Source organism: Sandarakinorhabdus sp. (assembly GCF_040398665.1).
Taxonomy (GTDB): domain Bacteria; phylum Pseudomonadota; class Alphaproteobacteria; order Sphingomonadales; family Sphingomonadaceae; genus Sandarakinorhabdus.
In genome coordinates this window covers 42,680-58,131 of sequence record NZ_JBBATQ010000008.1, presented here as the reverse complement: position 1 = coordinate 58,131, position 15,452 = coordinate 42,680, and the positions used below count along the sequence as shown (strand labels likewise).

Here is a 15,452-nt window from a genome sequence, read left to right as displayed (position 1 = left end):
CTAACCCTTCACGCCGCCGGCACCGAAGCTGCTGGTCAGATAGCGCTGAAAGAAGGCGAACAGGATGACCAGCGGGATGCTCATCATCACCGATGCCGCCATCAGCAGCGACCATTCGATATTGAAGGCCGAAATCAGCATGTTCATCACGCCGGTGGTCAATGGCCGCGCTTCATCGCTGTTCACCAGCACCAGCGCATAGAGATATTCGTTCCAGGCCAGGATGAAGGTGAACAGCGCCGTGGAGATGATCCCCGGCAGCGCCTGTGGCAGCACGACATCGACGAACGCGCCCATTCGGCTGGCACCGTCGACCATGGCCGCAGATTCGAGATCTTCGGGAATGCCGGCCATGAACGAACGCAGCAGCCACAGCGCATAGGGCAGCGCAAAGCTCATGTAGGCCGCAACCAGGCTGGCCAGCGTGTTGGCCAGCCCGACCTTCACCAGCATCAGATAGAGCGGCGAAATCAGCACCACCGATGGCAGCAGATAGGTGAACAGCACCAGCGCCGCCAGCGTTTCCCGCCCGCGATATCGGAACCGGACCAGGCTGTAGGCGCCGAGCACACTGACCAGGATGACCAGCACGGTGGTCGAGATCGCCAGGATCATCGAATTGCCGAAATATTGCAGGAACGGGGTTTCCGTCAGCACGCGGGTGTAATGTTCGAAGGTGATGCTTCTGGGCAGCCACTGCGGCGTCCGGGTGAACAATTCCGCAGCCGGCTTGATCGACGTCAACAGCATCCACGCCAGCGGGAAGGCAATGATCAGCACCAGCGGCCAGGCGATCAGGCTGGCCAGCAGGTTGGGGCGGCGCGTTGTCATGCCGCCGAATCCGCCTCGCTCCGGGCGTTCGCGCGCCGCAGATAGGCCAGCATGAACACCAGCATCACCAGCATCATGGACACCGCATAGGCTGCGGCCATGCCCATCTGGTTCAGCCCGAACGCCTGGTTGTAGACGATCAGGGGCAGGGTGCGGGTGCCATTCACCGGCCCACCGCCGGTCATCAGATAGATGAGATCGAACTCCTTGAAATCCCATACGGTGCGCAGCAGGATGACGATGGTCAGCACATCGCGCAGCTGTGGCAGCGTCACATCGAAAAAGCGGCTGACCGGCCCGGCACCGTCGATCCTGGCGGCTTCGTACAGGCTTTCCGGAATGGTCTGCAGCCGCGCCAGCACGGCGATGACGACGAACGGAAAGAATTTCCAGGCGCCGACCACCATGATGCTGAGCATGGCATTGGGCATGGCGCCCAACCAGTTCACCGGCGCAGCGATGATGCCGGCATTCATCAGCATCTGGTTGAGGATGCCGTAAAGATCATTGAACAGCCAGCGCCAGACCAGCACGGCCACCACAGTCGACAGAAAATAGGGGAACAGCACCAGCCCGCGCGCCAGCGAGCGGAACAGGATATTCTGGTGGAGCAGCAGCGCCATGCCCACCCCGACCAGGATCTGCAGCGTCAGCGTGCCGACCGTCCAGATCGCCGTGGTCACCAGCGCGCTCCAGAAGCCGCCCGAGCCCAACAGGTCCCGATAATTGGCGAGGCCGACGAAATGGCCTTCCAGCGTGGGCGTGTAGATCGAGAAGAACGACAGATAGATCGCCGACAGCAGCGGATAGACGATCACCGCACCCAGAACGAGAATGGTCGGCGCAATCAGCGCCATCCCGAGCAGCGCATCGCGGCGTTCGAGCGCGCCTGCCCCCGGTGGCCGCGCAGCGGCCGCGTCAGGCACGCATCAGCTCCGCCAGCCGGACCGCCGTGGCGGCAACGGCCGCTTTCGGATTTTCCTTGTTCAGCACCACGCGCTGGACAAGCTCGGCAATCGCGTTGCTGGCAATGATCTCGTTGGCCTTCAGATTGGGCTTGTGGGCGGCGGTTTCCTGGCCAAGATTGTGACCGGCCGTCGCGGCCTTGGTCATCAGATCGACCTCGGCGGCATATCGGGTGATCAGCGGATTGGCGCGATAGAACCCATCGTCGGCCACCGCGCGCAGCACCGGCAGCACATGGCCGGGCGCGGCATGCATCTGCTGCGCATAGAGTTGCGGTTGATAAAGCGAGGCGGCAAACGCCTTGGTCTCGGCCAGGTGCGGCGCACCCTTCGGAATCAGCAGGCAGGGAAAATCATTGTATGTCCAGGCCGGAATGTCGCGCGACATGGTCGGATAGGTGGTGCAGCCGATCGCATCGGCAATCGCCGGATTTTGTGCCGCGACATTGGCCAGCACGCGGCCGCTGTAGATGCCGGTGGCGGTCGATCCCGACACGAAGGCGGTCAGGCTTTCACCCCAACTGAAATTGGATGCGCCGGTCGGGCAGAACTCGCGCATCGACTGGAAAAACGCGAGCGCGTCATAGGTTGGCTGGCTATCGATCGCCACCTGCAGATCAGGGCTGAACACCTGACCGCCGGCGCGGTGGATGAAGCCGATGAAGATCAGCGAGGTCATCGCGTTCATGCCATAGGGCAGCGCCGCGCCATAGATGCCGTCCCGTTGCATCTTCTGGGCTGCGCTGCGCAGCTCATCCCAGGTGGCCGGCGGCGCCGTGATGCCGGCAGCCGCCAGCAGATCCTTGCGATACCACAACATGTCCGCCGCGGTATTGCCGATGCCGGTGGCGCAATAATGCTTGTCGCTGGTGCGATACACCTCGTTGGCGCCGGCGAAATAGCGATCAATGCCGATCGCCTTGATCACATCATCAACCGGTTCCAGCAAGCCTTCGGCATAATATTGCTGCGCCGCAAACGACGGCAGATGGGTGACGAGATTGGGCAATTGCCTGGCCGCAAAGGCCGTGGCAAACTGCGCCGGATAGCCTTCATCCGATGTCGCTTCGAACACGACGCGGATGGTGGGATTGGCGGCTTCGAAGGCAGCAATCTGCGCCTTGTAGGCCTTCAACTGATCGGGCGACGCCTGCGGCGACCACCAGCGCAAGGTGGTGCGTTCATCCTTGCTGCCGCACCCGGCCGTCAGGGCGACCGCTGCGGCCGCGCCGCTGCCCGCCAGCACGCGCAGCGCACCGCGGCGCGTGATGTGCCGCCGCAACGAATTGCGCTCCGGCTGATTCACGGCCAACCTCCCCCGTTTTTCTGAATTGTTCGCATGGCGACCTTGTGTTCACTATGGTCAGATGGCCTGACACGCGCAAGATGCATTTTCCGGCTGTATATCGGGCGATCACCGCTGATCACGCTGCGATCCTGATCTTTTTCGCAATGATCGTTCGCTGTGCGCACATATGTTGCACCATCAGCCTCGCCGGATTCGACCAACATGCCAACGAAACGCTGCCGTTTCACCTGAAACGATCCGGCCGGTAGGGCCTGATATCCTCTTGCGGCGCGCGGCCCAGCATGACGTCGGCCACCAGCCGCGCCGACAACGGTCCCAGCGTGTAGCCGGCGTCGCCCGGAATGGCCACAAACAGCCCCGGTGCCGCCGGCACTTCGCCCAGCACGCCCATCCCGTCCACCGTCGTGTTGATCCCGGCCCAGGTGCGGATGATGCGCAAATTGCCGATCTGTGGCACGATATGCTGCGCCAGGCTGGCATTGGCGATCAGGCTGGCCAGTTCCACCTGGGGATGGTCCCCCTCCAGCCGCGCCGGCCAACCACCGCCGATGACGATCTGCCCGGTACCGAATTGTTTCAGGGTGATCATGCGATCGGCATGTTGCACCAGATGCCCGATCAGCGGCGCAGTGGCTTCGGTTATGTTCAGGTGCAGCGGCTCGGCCGTCGCCGGGATCACGATGCCGGCATCCAGGCTGGCGGCCAGCGCCCGCGTGCCGGCGCCCGCCGCCAGCACCACGCGGCCAGCGCGCACCGTGCCGCGCGGCGTGGTCACGGCAAAGCCTGCGCCGGCCCTGGCAATCGCCGACACCCGCACATGTTCCGCCAGCACCACACCGCGCGCCTTGATCCAGCGCCGGATCGCGGCATTGCACAGCAGCGGGTTGAGCTTGCCTTCATTGGCACAAAGTTCCGCCCCGACGATTGCCGGCCCGAAATGCGGCGCGATCCGGTCCAGCGCGGCGCGATCGAGAATCTCGACATCCAGGCCGAACTGCCGCTCCCGTGCTGCCTTCAGCGCCAGAAAGTCCAGTTGGGCCTGGCTTTCCGCCACCATCAGGCCGCCGGTCATCTTCAGATCGAAATCGGCATCGAGGTGCGCGCCCAACGCCTGCCAATAGGCCACCGCCTTTGGATACAAGGGCAATTGGCGTTCCATGTCGGGAACATTTTCCGGGTAGAGCCGCATGAAGCGGCTTTGCATCTGCACATGGAGGCTGCCCGCGTTGGCCGAAGATCCGGCACCATGGCCATCGTCGATGACCATGACGTCATGGCCTTCCTCGGCAAGAAAGCCGGCGACGCACGAGCCGACGACACCGCCGCCCACCACGAGCGTGCCGATCTCGGCGGGAAGGTCCACTGGCAGCGCCATGCCCCGCTCAGCGCCCGGCCAGGTCGCGGATCAGCACCGGTTTCACCGGCGGACGCGGCGCAAAGCCGGAAAATTCGTCTGGCGTCGTGCCGCAGCGATCCGTGATCAGCGCTTCCAGCAAGGGCCGGCAGTAACGGCCCTGGCACGGCCCCATGCCGATGCGCGTGGCGCGTTTCACACTGCCGGCCTGGATGTGGCCGTCGGCCAACGCCGCCCGCGCCGCGCCGAAGCTGATCTCTTCGCAGCGGCAGATCATCGTGTCGTCGGTCACATGCGAAATGCTCAGCGGCGGGGCGCGATAGACCTGCCACAGGGCCTGTTGAAAGCGGCGATGGCGGTTCCCGGCCGCCGCCGCCGCTTGTCGTTCCCGTGCCAGCGCCGGCCCGATGGCATGGCCAAGATCGGCCGCCGCCGCGAACCCGGCCAGCACGCCATCGGCCATCGCCACCCGCGCCCCGCCCAGCCCGGTGCAATCGCCCAGCGCATAGACGCCCGCCACACTGGTGCGCCCATCGTCATCCCGCTGGGGAACCAGCCGGTTCTGCACGGGATCATGATCATGGCGGCAGCCCAGCGCACGCAGTAGATCGTTCGACGGATCAAAGCCATAGCCGAGGCACAGCACATCGGTGTCAAACTTGTGCGGGGAAGCGAATCCCCATTTGTCGTCCAGCCCCACCCGAAGTCCGTCTGCCGTTTGCGCGATGCCGTGGACGACATGGTCGTGTAGCATCGGCACCCCGCGCCGCAGCCGCTGCCAATGATAGCGCAGGCCTTGCGCCACCAGCGCCGGCGATGCGGATGCCATCGCGGCGACCGCGGCCAAGTCGTGCGTCGGGCGAGGGGCGGCCTCGATCACCGCCACCACCTCCGCCCCGCCGCCGCTCAGCTCTGCGGCCAGTTGCAGATTGAGCGGGCCGTTGCCGGCGATCAGCACGCGCCGGCCCGGCAGACGGCGCGCGGTGCGCCACAGCGTCTGCGCTGCGCCGGTGGTCATCACGCCAGGCAGTTGCCAGCCCGGCACCGGCCACGCGCGCTCGAAAGCGCCGGTGGCAATGATGGCGGCCCCGGGCACAATCCGCATGGTCCCGGCCTTTTCGGCAGAGGCAACGAATTCCAGCGCGCCATCACTGGCGGCGGCAGGCGCCGCGGCTTTGAACGCCCCCCACACGGTCACGCCGCTGCGGATGACCACGCCGGCATCGATCGCCTGGCGCACCAGCGCCAGCCCTTCGCGGTGCTGGGCATCGGGCGGCATCACATCATCACCCTGCACGGCCACCGGCTTGAAATATTGCCCGCCCGGCAGGCGCCGTTCGTCCACCACCAGCACCTCGACGCCGGCCTTGCGTGCGGCAATCGCGGCCGACAGGCCGCCCGGCCCGGCACCGATGACCAGCAGCTCCGGACGCTCGACCGGCAGGTCGTCGATGGTGGCTGGCGGCCGCGGATCGACCGCGCCGGTGCCGCTGTGCCCGTGCCGCTGCCGGCGGATCGTCATGGCCGGCGCCACGCTGGTCATGCAGGCGCGGCGATTCGGGGCGCCGTCGATGTCCACCAGGCAATCCTGGCACACGCCCATGCCGCAAAACAGGCCACGATCGGCGTCGGATCGGGTGGTGCGCAGGCCCCTGATGCCGTGCGCCGTCAATGCGGCGGCGACGCTTTCTCCGGCGCGGGCCAGGATCGGTTCGCCTTCAAAGCTGATCTGCACCAAATCGCCCATGCCCGCTCTCTGATCTTCCCGCGCCAGCGCCTACCGGGTTGCACCTGCCCGGCAAATCGCGTCAACTGGTGCCGTCCGCCATGGCCGATGTTGCCGCACCCTGTTCCGGCCTGATCGGCGCCGGCCGCCATGCGGGGCGACCCTGGTAATTTGTTCACACTGCGAACGATCGTTCGCAGGTTGACTAAACCATCTCTGCTGCCGCACAACAAGCCCTCGCTCAGCCCGCCGCGCGTGCGGACGGCCGGGTGCAGCGATGTTGTTCGATTTGCGCGCCCATGCCCGCCAGCTGCGGGCAAGCGTGGTGCCCACAGGTCAGGGAGCAAGACATGGAACTGAAGGATCGGGGCCTGCTGCGCGACGCGCTGCTGATTGATGGCCAGTGGGTGACACCGTCTGGCCTGGCCCGGTTCGATGTTACCAATCCATCGACCGGCGCGGTGCTGGCGCAGGTGGCCAAAGGCGGCAAGGCCGAGGCGGAAGCCGCAATTGCGGCGGCCAACGCTGCCTTGCCGGACTGGCGTGACCGCACCGCCAAGGAACGATCGACCATCCTGCGGCGCTGGCATGATCTGGTGGTCGAACATGTCGAGGATCTGGCCCGCATCCTGACCGCCGAGCAAGGCAAGCCGCTGGCCGAGGCGCGCGCGGAAATCCTCTATGGCGCGGCCTTCTTCGAATTTTATGCCGAAGAGGCGAAGCGCATCCATGGCGAATTGCTGCCGAGCTTTGCGCGCGATCGCCGTATCGCCGTGATGAAGCAGCCGATTGGCGTCGTCGCGGCCATCACGCCGTGGAATTTCCCGATGGCGATGATCCCGCGCAAGGCGGCCCCGGCGCTGGCGGCCGGCTGCACGATGGTGCTGAAACCGGCGAGCGCAACGCCGCTGTCGGCGCTGGCGCTGGGCGAACTGGCGATCCGGGCCGGCTTGCCGCCGGGCGTGTTCAATGTCGTGCCCGGCAGCGCCGGCGCGGTCGGCGACGCGCTGGTCACCAGCGACATTGTCCGGAAGGTCACCTTCACCGGATCGACCGAGGTCGGGCGCGAATTGATGGCCAAGGCGGCCGGCACCATCAAGAAAGTGGCGTTGGAGCTGGGCGGCAATGCGCCGGTCGTGGTGTTCGACGATGCCGATCTCGAAGCCGCGGTGGCCGGCACCATCGCCACCAAGTTCCGCAACATGGGCCAGACCTGCGTCTGCGCCAACCGCATCTATGTGCAGTCCGGCATTTATGATCGTTATCTGGCGGCATTGACGGCGGCGGTGGCGGCCTTGCAGATTGGCGATGGCCTTGCCGCCGGTGTGCAGCAGGGCCCGCTGATCGACATGGCCGCGGTGGAAAAATGCGAGGCGCATATCGCCGATGCGCTGGCCAAGGGCGCGCGGGTGGTGACCGGCGGTGGCCGCCATGCGCTGGGCGGCAGCTATTTCCAGCCGACCGTGCTGGCGGGCGCCACGCAGGACATGCTCATCGCTCGCGAGGAAACCTTCGGCCCGGTGGCGCCGGTGTTCCGCTTCGAAACCGAGGCCGAGGCCGTCCGCCTGGCCAACGACACCGAATATGGCCTGGCCGCCTATTTCTTCACGGTGGATCATGCCCGCGTCTGGCGCTTCAGCGAGGCGCTCGAATTCGGGATCGTTGGCGTCAACACCGGCGCCACCTCCTATGAAGGCGCACCGTTCGGCGGCATGAAGGCGTCGGGAATCGGGCGCGAAGGCTCAAGGCACGGCATCGATGAATTTCTTGAAATCAAATATGTTTGTATGGCAGGTGTGCCGCCTCTGATCTGAGGCGGAATATGTCGTTCATCGAAAGCCCATCCATGAACTCGCTGGAGGTCGCCGATGCCGGCGATCGCGACTATGTCGCCTCGCTGGCGCGCGGGCTTGAAGTCATTTCCGCCTTCACCAAGTCACGGCCCAAGATGACGCTGTCGGATATCGCGCGCAGCACCGGCATGTCGCGGGCCACGGTCCGCCGCCTGCTGCTCACCCTGGTGCGCGAAGGCTATGCCGAAAAGGACGACAAGCTCTTTTACCTGAAGCCCAAGGTACTGAAATTGGGCTATTCGGCGGTGTCGTCGATGAGCATGCTGGATGTGATTCAGCCGGTGATGAACGAACTGGCCGAAAAGCTGCAGGAATCGGTGTTCGCCGCCGTGCTGGCCGGTGAAGATGTCTTCTATGTGGCGCGGGCGACGTCGGAACGGCTGATCAACGTCGGCATCACCGTCGGCAAGCGCGCGCCGGCCTTTGCCGTGTCCACCGGGCGCATCCTGCTGGCCGCCGAACCGGAAGCGCTGCGCGAGAAATATCTGGACAGCGTGAAGCTGGAGAAGCTGACGCCGAACACGGTGATGTCCAAGGTCAAGCTGCGCGCGCTGATCGAGGAAGCGCGCCTGTCCAACTACTGCATCGTCGATCAGGAGCTTGAGGTCGGCCTGGGCGCCATCTCGGTGCCGATCCGCAACGGCGACGGCAAGGTGATTGCGGCACTCAACGTCTGCTGCCCGTCATCAAGGTCTTCGGTGCAGGACATGCAAAGGCAGATCCTGCCCGAGATGATGGCCGCGGCCCAGAAGATCACCGCGGGCCTGTAGGCGCGTCTCCATCGGGCTGCTCCCGCCCACTGAGCAGCGCGGTGATCCCGAGATCAGCGGTGACGTTGCTCACCGTATAGGCCATGTCGGGAATGGCATCGACCGCCAGCATCAGCGGCAACAGCTCGATCGGGATGCCGGCGGCCAGCGCGGCCGGGGCATAGGCCGCGAAGAAGGTGATCTGGTTGGGCAGGCCGGCAATGGTCAGCGTGTTGACCACCGCCAGGGCGGCGATGATCACCAGTTGCAGCCAGCCCAGCGTGACGCCGCCCAGATGGGCCAGCGCCAGGGCGACAATCACGATCGAGGCCGGCGCGGCAATGCGGAACAGCGCGACGGCCATCGGCAGCAGCGTATCGGCCTGCGCCCGCGCCAGCCCCAGCGTGCGCGCCGCGGCCAGCATCGCCGGCAACGAGGCCAGCGACGATTGGGTGGTGAAGGCCACCATCTGCGCCGGGGCCGCGGCGCGCACGAACGCCGGCATCGGCACGCGTCGCGACACGGCCACCAGCAGATAGACGATCAACGCCAGCAGCAGCGTGGCGATGATCTGCACCAGCACATACCAGCCCAGCGCCGTGCCGAGCGCGATCCCGGTGCGCGCGGCCACCGCAAAGGCCAGCGCGAACACGCCGACCGGTGCGAGCAGCAGCACCCAGCCGACGATCACCAGCATCGTATCGACCACGCCGGCCAGGCCTTCCGAAAGGGCGCGGGCGCGCGCCGCATCGATGCGGGCGAGCGCGAAGGCGAAAAACAGCGCGAAGATCACCACCGGCACGATGGCGCCCTGCGCCGCTGCGGCGATCGGGTTGGCCGGGATCAGGGCGCGCACCGTCTCCGCCGTGGCCGGCAGCGCCGGCACCGTCTGGTCAGGCGGCGCCAGCGGGCCAGCCAGTTGCCAATCGGCAAACATCACGCCGCCGACGGCCAGCCCGACCAGTGCCGACAGCACGAGCAACGCGATGAAGCTGATCAGCGCGCGCCGGGTGACGGCAGCGCCATCCTGGCGCAGCGTGCCGGTGATGCCGGTGACGATCAGGCCGAAGACCAGCGGCACCACGGTCATGCGCAGCGCATCGAGCCAGACGCCGCCAATCAGTTGCGCGGCCGGAATGAAGCCACTTTCCGGCCCGGCGACGACCCCCAGCCCCAGCCCGGCGATCACCCCGGCCAGGATGCGCAGCGTGGCGCCGGCGGTCATGTTACGGCCGAAACCGGTGCCTTGGCCATCACCTGCGCCGCAAACCGTTCCATTTCCTCGGCCTGCGGGCTCATCTGCAACAACAGCAGATCCAGCCCGGCGCCTTCATAATCGGCAATGCGCTGTTTCAATTGTTCGGGTGTACCGACCAGATTGGGGCGCAGGCCACGGTTGGAGACGGCATATTCCTGCAGCTTGAATTCGCGTTCCAACTGGGTGCCCGACAGCCATTGATCGAAATTGGCATAGCCGGCCGGCAGTTCGCCCACCGTGGTGATGCGGTCCAGTTCGCGCAGCGCTTCGGCTTCGCTGTCGCGCACGATGGCATAGGCGGCCATGCCGTACTGCATTGCCGGGCCACCGGCAGCGGCGCGGCGGGCGGCCATGTCGGCGATCTTGCCGGCCACCACGTCAACCGGATCGCCGTGCATCACATAGGCATCGCACTGGCGCGCAATCAGCGTCTTGGCGGCTTCGCTTTCGCCGCCGGCATAGACGGTGGGGCGCTTGACGGGCTTGGGCGCGCAGATGGCGGCGTCGGTGTTGTAAAATTGCCCGGCAAAGCTGAAGCGTTCCTGCGTCCACAGGCCATCGACCACCTGCAACCATTCGGCGGTGCGGGCATAGCGATCATCATGCTGATCGAAGACCAGGCCATATTGGCGGGCTTCGTCGGCCCACCAGCTCGACACGACATTCAGCGCCAGCCGCCCGCCGCTGATCCGGTCGATGTTGGCGGCGGCCTTGGCGAACAGCGCCGGGTGGTGGAAATTCGGCCGCACCGCGACCATCAGCTCCAGCCGCTCGGTAATGGCGGCCAGCGCGGCGGCGGTGGACCAGGCGTCCAGCGCCGGCTGCTCGATGCCCTTGATGTCGTTGAGGTTGAGTTCCGCTATCAGCGTCAGGTCATAGCCCCAGCGTTCGGCATCGAGCGTCAGCCGGCGGGCATAATCCCAACTGGCGTCCATATTCTCATCGGCGACATTGCGCAGCCAGCCGCCGAACACCGGCATCCAATAACCATAGCGCATCAGATTGTCTCCTGGCCCCAGCGCACGATGCGATCGACCAGCCGGTCGTGCGGGTCCCAGCCCAGCACCTCAAGCGGGCGCGCGACGAAATTCGAAAGCGCATTGATGTCATAGAATCGCGGCGTGCCGCAGCGATCGTCGATCATCACTTCCACCCCGCCCAGATCGAGATGCGCGGCCCGCGCGATGGCTTCGGCGGCCTCACGAAGCGCGGCGGGAGGTTCAACAGCCGCCATGCTGATGCCGCTGCCGGCCACACAGGCATCGGCCGGGCACAGATCGAAGGCACCGCCGCCGGCAACATCGATGGCATAGAGATAGTCGCGGTCCAGCGTTTCGATGCGGGTGATGGTGCCGCCGCGGATCGGCACCAGTAACTGCACCAGCAGCACGCCATCGATGCTGCCGGGCAGGCCGCCATCTTCAACCGCCGCGCGCAATTCATCGCGGCTGTCGAAGCGCACGATGCCGGCGCCCGCGCCACCGATATTGGCCTTCACCACCAGTGGAAAGCCGATGCTGTCCGCCGCGGCAACCACGTCGGCGGCGCGGTGCACGACGCGCGTTGCCGGAATGGCGAAGCCCAACCGGCTGATCAATGCCAGTTGCCGCGCCTTGGACGTGTCGATGGCCAGCGCGCGCGTGCCATTCAATACACGGGCGCCAGCGGCTTCCCATTGCGCCAGCAGCGACTGCGCCCAGAAGATCGGATGCTCGCCCTCCCGCAGGAAGGCCGACATGGCGATGCGGTTGAGGATCAGCGGCGCCGGCACCGAGGTGTCGGCCGGATCGAAGGCCGTGCCGGGGGTCAGCAGCGCATGATCGATCCCGCGCCGATCCAGCGCGGCAAACAGCGGCGCGAACCAGGCGGGATGTTCATAAAGGATGGCAAGGCTGGTCATGTCGGGATTGCCCTTAATGGCCTGGCGCCGGTGCAAGCCAGCATTATTGCGCCTGCGCGGCCCTGCATCGCGGGCCAGCGAGAGGCGATCACGGCCCGACAACCCGGAAACCATGCGTACCATCGCGTTCCAGTTGCGCCACCAGGCCAAATTCCCAATCGAGATAGGCCTGCATCGCTTCGCGCGGCGCATCGGTGCCTTCGTAGGGGCGGCGATAGCGATCGGCGAACGGTGACAGCGCCGTGCCGTCGCCGGCTTCGATCTTGCCTGCCCAGGCGGCGGTGCCGCCGGCGAGCGCCGTGGCGGGGATGCCCTGTGCCCGCAGATCAGCGACCGCCAGCCGCGCCAGCACGCCATCCGGGCAGGTGACGATCAGCGGTGGCGCGCTGGCGCCCAGATCGGCAGGCAGGCGCGATCGGATGGCGAAGCGCGCGCCCGCGATATGGCCGCGCCGATACTGCGGCGATGGTGCCAGATCGATCAGCCAGTTCCCCGCCGCCAGCCTGACCGGCACGTCGGACGGCGCGATCAACGGCACATCGGGCAGCGGCGGCAACGGCACTTGATGGGGGCCGTCGCGCCAGTCGGCAGGTCGCGCCTCATCCAGCACCCAGACATCCCAGCCCATTTGCGCCAGCCAGGATGCGGTCATGTCGGCGCGCAGGCCCAGATCGTCCCACAACAGGATGCGCGCACCGCGCACCGGGGCGGCCATGTCGGTTTCCTGCACCAATTGCCCGCCGGGATAGTTGCGAAAGCCGGCGGGATGGCCAGCGGCATGGGCTTCTGGCTGGCGCACATCGAAGCAATAGAGGGTGCGGCTGGCATCGGCGGCGAGCAGCGCCAGATCATCGCTGCCGATGTGGCGCACGCCGGTGCGGTAGGCGACGGCGCGGGCGCGGCGGCGGGCCAAGGCGATGGCATCGGCATCGGGCAGCGGCGCGCGGGCTTGCGCGCCGTGGCTGAGCGTCTGGCCGGCCAGCAGCCAGCCGATGGTGCCATTGCGCAGCGCGTGGACCTGATTGGGCAGGCCTGCGCTCACCAGCGACTGCGCGCCGATCAGGCTGCGCGTGCGCCCGGCGCAATTGACGATGATCGGCTGCTCCGGATCGGGCGCCAGCGCGGCGGCCGCCAGCAGCAGCTCCGCGCCCGACGCGCTGATGCCGCCGGGGATGTTCATGGTGGCATATTCGTCAAAGCGGCGGGCATCGAGCACCACGGGCGGCTGGTCGGCGACGAGCAGCGCCGCCACGTCCGGCGCCGGCAGCGACGGCGTGTGCAGCCGCGCCTCGACCAGTTCACCGAACGCCTTGGCGTAGGAGTTGACGTCGATGAACAGCTCGTACCCTGCCGCCCGCCAGCCGGCGAGGCCGCCTTCGAGCAGGCTGACCTGCACATAGCCCAGCCCTGTCAGCCGCGCTGCCGCCCGGTCCGCTAGCCCTTCGCCGGCATCGAACACAACAATGGGCACATCACGGCGCGGCAGGCGCTGCATGGCCAATTGCTCGAGGCGTGAGGCCGGCAGGTTGGCGGCAAACAACGGATGGCCGGTGGCATGGCCGGCCTCCTCCCGCACATCGATCAGGGCGATTTCCTGGCCAATGAGCAACCGGTGGCGAACCAAGGCGGCGCTGGTGTTCATGTGAAGGCCGCCGAGAACTCTGGGGTTTCCGGGCCGTTGGCATAGCCTGAAATGAACGGCTTCACGCCGCCGGCATCGGGATAGACGTGGCGCTTGTGGCGGCCGATGTCGGTGCCATAGACATGGATGCTGATCGACACCGCATCGGGCAGCGCATTGGCCACACGGTGGATATCGCCCTGCTCCGGCCCGATCAGTTCGATCTGGCCGGGCTGCAGGCGGTGCGGCTTGCCCAGGGCGCGCGGCGGCGCGCTGCCATCGGCGGCGTGGAACTGGCTGGTTTCGGCGCCGCGCAGCATGCCGACCACGCCCCACACGCCATGATCATGCACCGGGGTCTGCTGCCCCGGCCCCCACACGAAGCTGACAATGGAAAAGCGCCCGGCCGGATCGGCATGCAGCAGATATTGCTGATAATGATCGGGATGCGGCACGGCGTAGGCCGGTGGCAGCCAATCGTCACGGGCCACCAGCCGCGCCAACGCTTCGCCGATGCGTGGCTGCGGGGCTGGCCCGGCCAGTGCCGTCTGCACGGCGGCAATGAACGCGGCCAGGGCCTCAGGCACGCTCACGCAGCAGCTTGCTCACCGTCTCGTCAAATTCCTTCTTCGCGGCGTCGTGCAGCTTGCCCGTTGCTGGCCCGGCCCAGCCGACATGCACTTCACGCACCCGGCCATCGCGGCCGACGAAGATGGTCGACGGATAGACCTTCACCGGCCCCAGCGGGCCCAACGCCGCCTTGGAGGATTCCGGCGTCGGCTCGCCGGCCAGCAGCAGCGGATAGGTGATGCCATAACGTTTGGCGAAGCTGTTCACCTGGCGGAAGGCGCGGACGGGATCGGTGCCATATTCGAACTGCAGGCCGATCAGTTCCAGGCCTTCCTTCTGCCGGCGCTTGGCATAGGGCACCACGAACAGCGCTTCGTCATGGCAATTGGGGCACCAGGCGCCGCCCAATGTGATCACCACCACCTTGCCCTTGAAGCGCGCATCAGACAGCGAGACTTGTCTGCCGCTGGCATCGGGGAATTTGAAATCCCAGCGCTGCGCACCCGGGCCTTCCACGGCCACCGCCTTGAACCCGGCGGCATCGGCGCGCTTGGCCGTCCATGGCGTCGGCGTGACGGTGGCGACGCCAAAACTGCCACCGGTCAGCACGCCGTTTTCCAGCTTCGCTGTCCAGATCCCCGAAGCGCTGCCATCGAAATGCGACAGGCGCAGCGTATCACCATCCAGTTCGCCAGCGAGGAACCGCGTGTCGCCGGACGGGAATTGCACCGAACCGCTCACCAGATTGCCCTTCTGGGTGAATTGCGCCAGGCCGGTCACGGGCTTGGTGCTGCCGCTTGTCACCGTCCAGCGGCCGGTGAGATCGGCGGCCGGCTTGCGTGGGCTGGCGCTGAAACGGTAGGTGGCGCGCGTGGCGGTGACGGGCCGCGCCACCGGGCCGGTGCTGCGGATCAGCTGCGCCGTGCCGGTCAACTGGCCCGGCCCGGCCACATTCAGGGTCACCGTCGAATTATAGGACGGGAAGGCCAGGACGAGCTTGTCGCCTTCCACCGACACCTGCTCCACGGCCAGGCGTTCGGGCGGGTTGAGCAGCCAGGCCTGCCAGCGCCCGCCGGTCTGCCGCACCTCCAGCCCGACCGGCAGCGGCCCGCCGCCATGGTCCATGCTCAGCCGCCAGCGCCCGACCAGATCGGCCGGCGCCGCGGCGGCCGGGCCGATGAGGATCAGCGCCGCCAGGCTGGCCAGCGCGGCGCGGATCAGCAGCCCCAACGGGCTGCGAAGCGTGGAAACAGACATCATGTGAAACCCTCATCATCCGATCTTGTCAGGGGTGCCGTGGTGAACAGCGCGCCCGT

General features: G+C 66.7%; 13 protein-coding genes. 2 read left to right on the top strand and 11 right to left on the bottom strand.

Annotation, left to right across the window (positions count from 1 at the left end):
- The 5 genes from ABWP22_RS11125 to ABWP22_RS11105 all read right to left on the bottom strand — a co-directional run bounded on the left by ABWP22_RS11125 (nt 1) and on the right by ABWP22_RS11105 (nt 6,206).
- A complete protein-coding gene (locus ABWP22_RS11125) occupies nt 1-831 on the bottom strand; it encodes a carbohydrate ABC transporter permease (RefSeq protein WP_353200046.1) in 831 nt (276 codons plus the stop codon).
- Nucleotides 828-1,757, bottom strand: coding sequence for a carbohydrate ABC transporter permease (locus ABWP22_RS11120; RefSeq protein ID WP_353200045.1), 930 nt, complete (start codon nt 1,755-1,757; stop codon nt 828-830). Before ABWP22_RS11120 ends, ABWP22_RS11125 begins: the two co-directional genes overlap by 4 nt.
- Nucleotides 1,750-3,102 carry an ABC transporter substrate-binding protein gene (locus tag ABWP22_RS11115; protein WP_353200044.1) on the bottom strand — a complete coding sequence of 451 codons (1,353 nt, stop codon included), beginning with the start codon at nt 3,100-3,102 and terminating at the stop codon, nt 1,750-1,752. Before ABWP22_RS11115 ends, ABWP22_RS11120 begins: the two co-directional genes overlap by 8 nt.
- 226 nt (nt 3,103-3,328) lie before the next feature.
- Complete coding sequence (locus ABWP22_RS11110) at nt 3,329-4,480, bottom strand: NAD(P)/FAD-dependent oxidoreductase (RefSeq protein ID WP_353200043.1); 1,152 nt, start codon at nt 4,478-4,480, stop codon at nt 3,329-3,331.
- Nucleotides 4,481-4,487: 7 nt separating this feature from the next.
- A complete protein-coding gene (locus tag ABWP22_RS11105) occupies nt 4,488-6,206 on the bottom strand; it encodes an FAD-dependent oxidoreductase (protein ID WP_353200042.1) in 1,719 nt (572 codons plus the stop codon).
- Between the two features lie 329 nt (nt 6,207-6,535).
- Here ABWP22_RS11105 and ABWP22_RS11100 point away from each other — a divergent pair, with 329 nt between their 5' ends.
- On the top strand, nt 6,536-7,999 hold the full coding sequence (locus ABWP22_RS11100; protein WP_353200041.1) for an NAD-dependent succinate-semialdehyde dehydrogenase: 1,464 nt from the start codon (nt 6,536-6,538) through the stop codon (nt 7,997-7,999).
- A gap of 8 nt (nt 8,000-8,007) precedes the next feature.
- The gene (locus ABWP22_RS11095) at nt 8,008-8,808 is read left to right on the top strand and encodes an IclR family transcriptional regulator domain-containing protein (protein WP_353200040.1); all 801 of its coding nucleotides are present in this window, start codon (nt 8,008-8,010) and stop codon (nt 8,806-8,808) included.
- On the opposite strand, the gene ABWP22_RS11090 is transcribed toward ABWP22_RS11095, so the two are convergent.
- The 6 genes from ABWP22_RS11090 to ABWP22_RS11060 form a co-directional block, all read right to left on the bottom strand.
- Nucleotides 8,792-10,012: a dicarboxylate/amino acid:cation symporter gene (locus ABWP22_RS11090; RefSeq protein ID WP_353200039.1), complete on the bottom strand. Its 1,221-nt coding sequence runs from the start codon at nt 10,010-10,012 to the stop codon at nt 8,792-8,794. The two genes, ABWP22_RS11095 and ABWP22_RS11090, sit on opposite strands and share 17 nt — an antisense overlap.
- A complete protein-coding gene (locus ABWP22_RS11085; RefSeq protein ID WP_353200038.1) occupies nt 10,009-11,043 on the bottom strand; it encodes an LLM class flavin-dependent oxidoreductase in 1,035 nt (344 codons plus the stop codon). Before ABWP22_RS11085 ends, ABWP22_RS11090 begins: the two co-directional genes overlap by 4 nt.
- Entirely contained in the window at nt 11,043-11,945 is a 903-nt protein-coding gene (locus ABWP22_RS11080) for an ATP-grasp domain-containing protein (protein ID WP_353200037.1), read from the bottom strand. Before ABWP22_RS11080 ends, ABWP22_RS11085 begins: the two co-directional genes overlap by 1 nt.
- An 88-nt stretch (nt 11,946-12,033) precedes the next feature.
- Complete coding sequence (locus ABWP22_RS11070) at nt 12,034-13,587, bottom strand: rhodanese-like domain-containing protein (protein ID WP_502951116.1); 1,554 nt, start codon at nt 13,585-13,587, stop codon at nt 12,034-12,036.
- Nucleotides 13,584-14,153: a cysteine dioxygenase family protein gene (locus ABWP22_RS11065; RefSeq protein ID WP_353200036.1), complete on the bottom strand. Its 570-nt coding sequence runs from the start codon at nt 14,151-14,153 to the stop codon at nt 13,584-13,586. The genes ABWP22_RS11070 and ABWP22_RS11065 overlap by 4 nt, the downstream gene beginning before the upstream one ends.
- Entirely contained in the window at nt 14,146-15,396 is a 1,251-nt protein-coding gene (locus tag ABWP22_RS11060) for a peroxiredoxin family protein (protein WP_353200035.1), read from the bottom strand. The genes ABWP22_RS11065 and ABWP22_RS11060 overlap by 8 nt, the downstream gene beginning before the upstream one ends.
- Nucleotides 15,397-15,452: the final 56 nt, after the last annotated feature.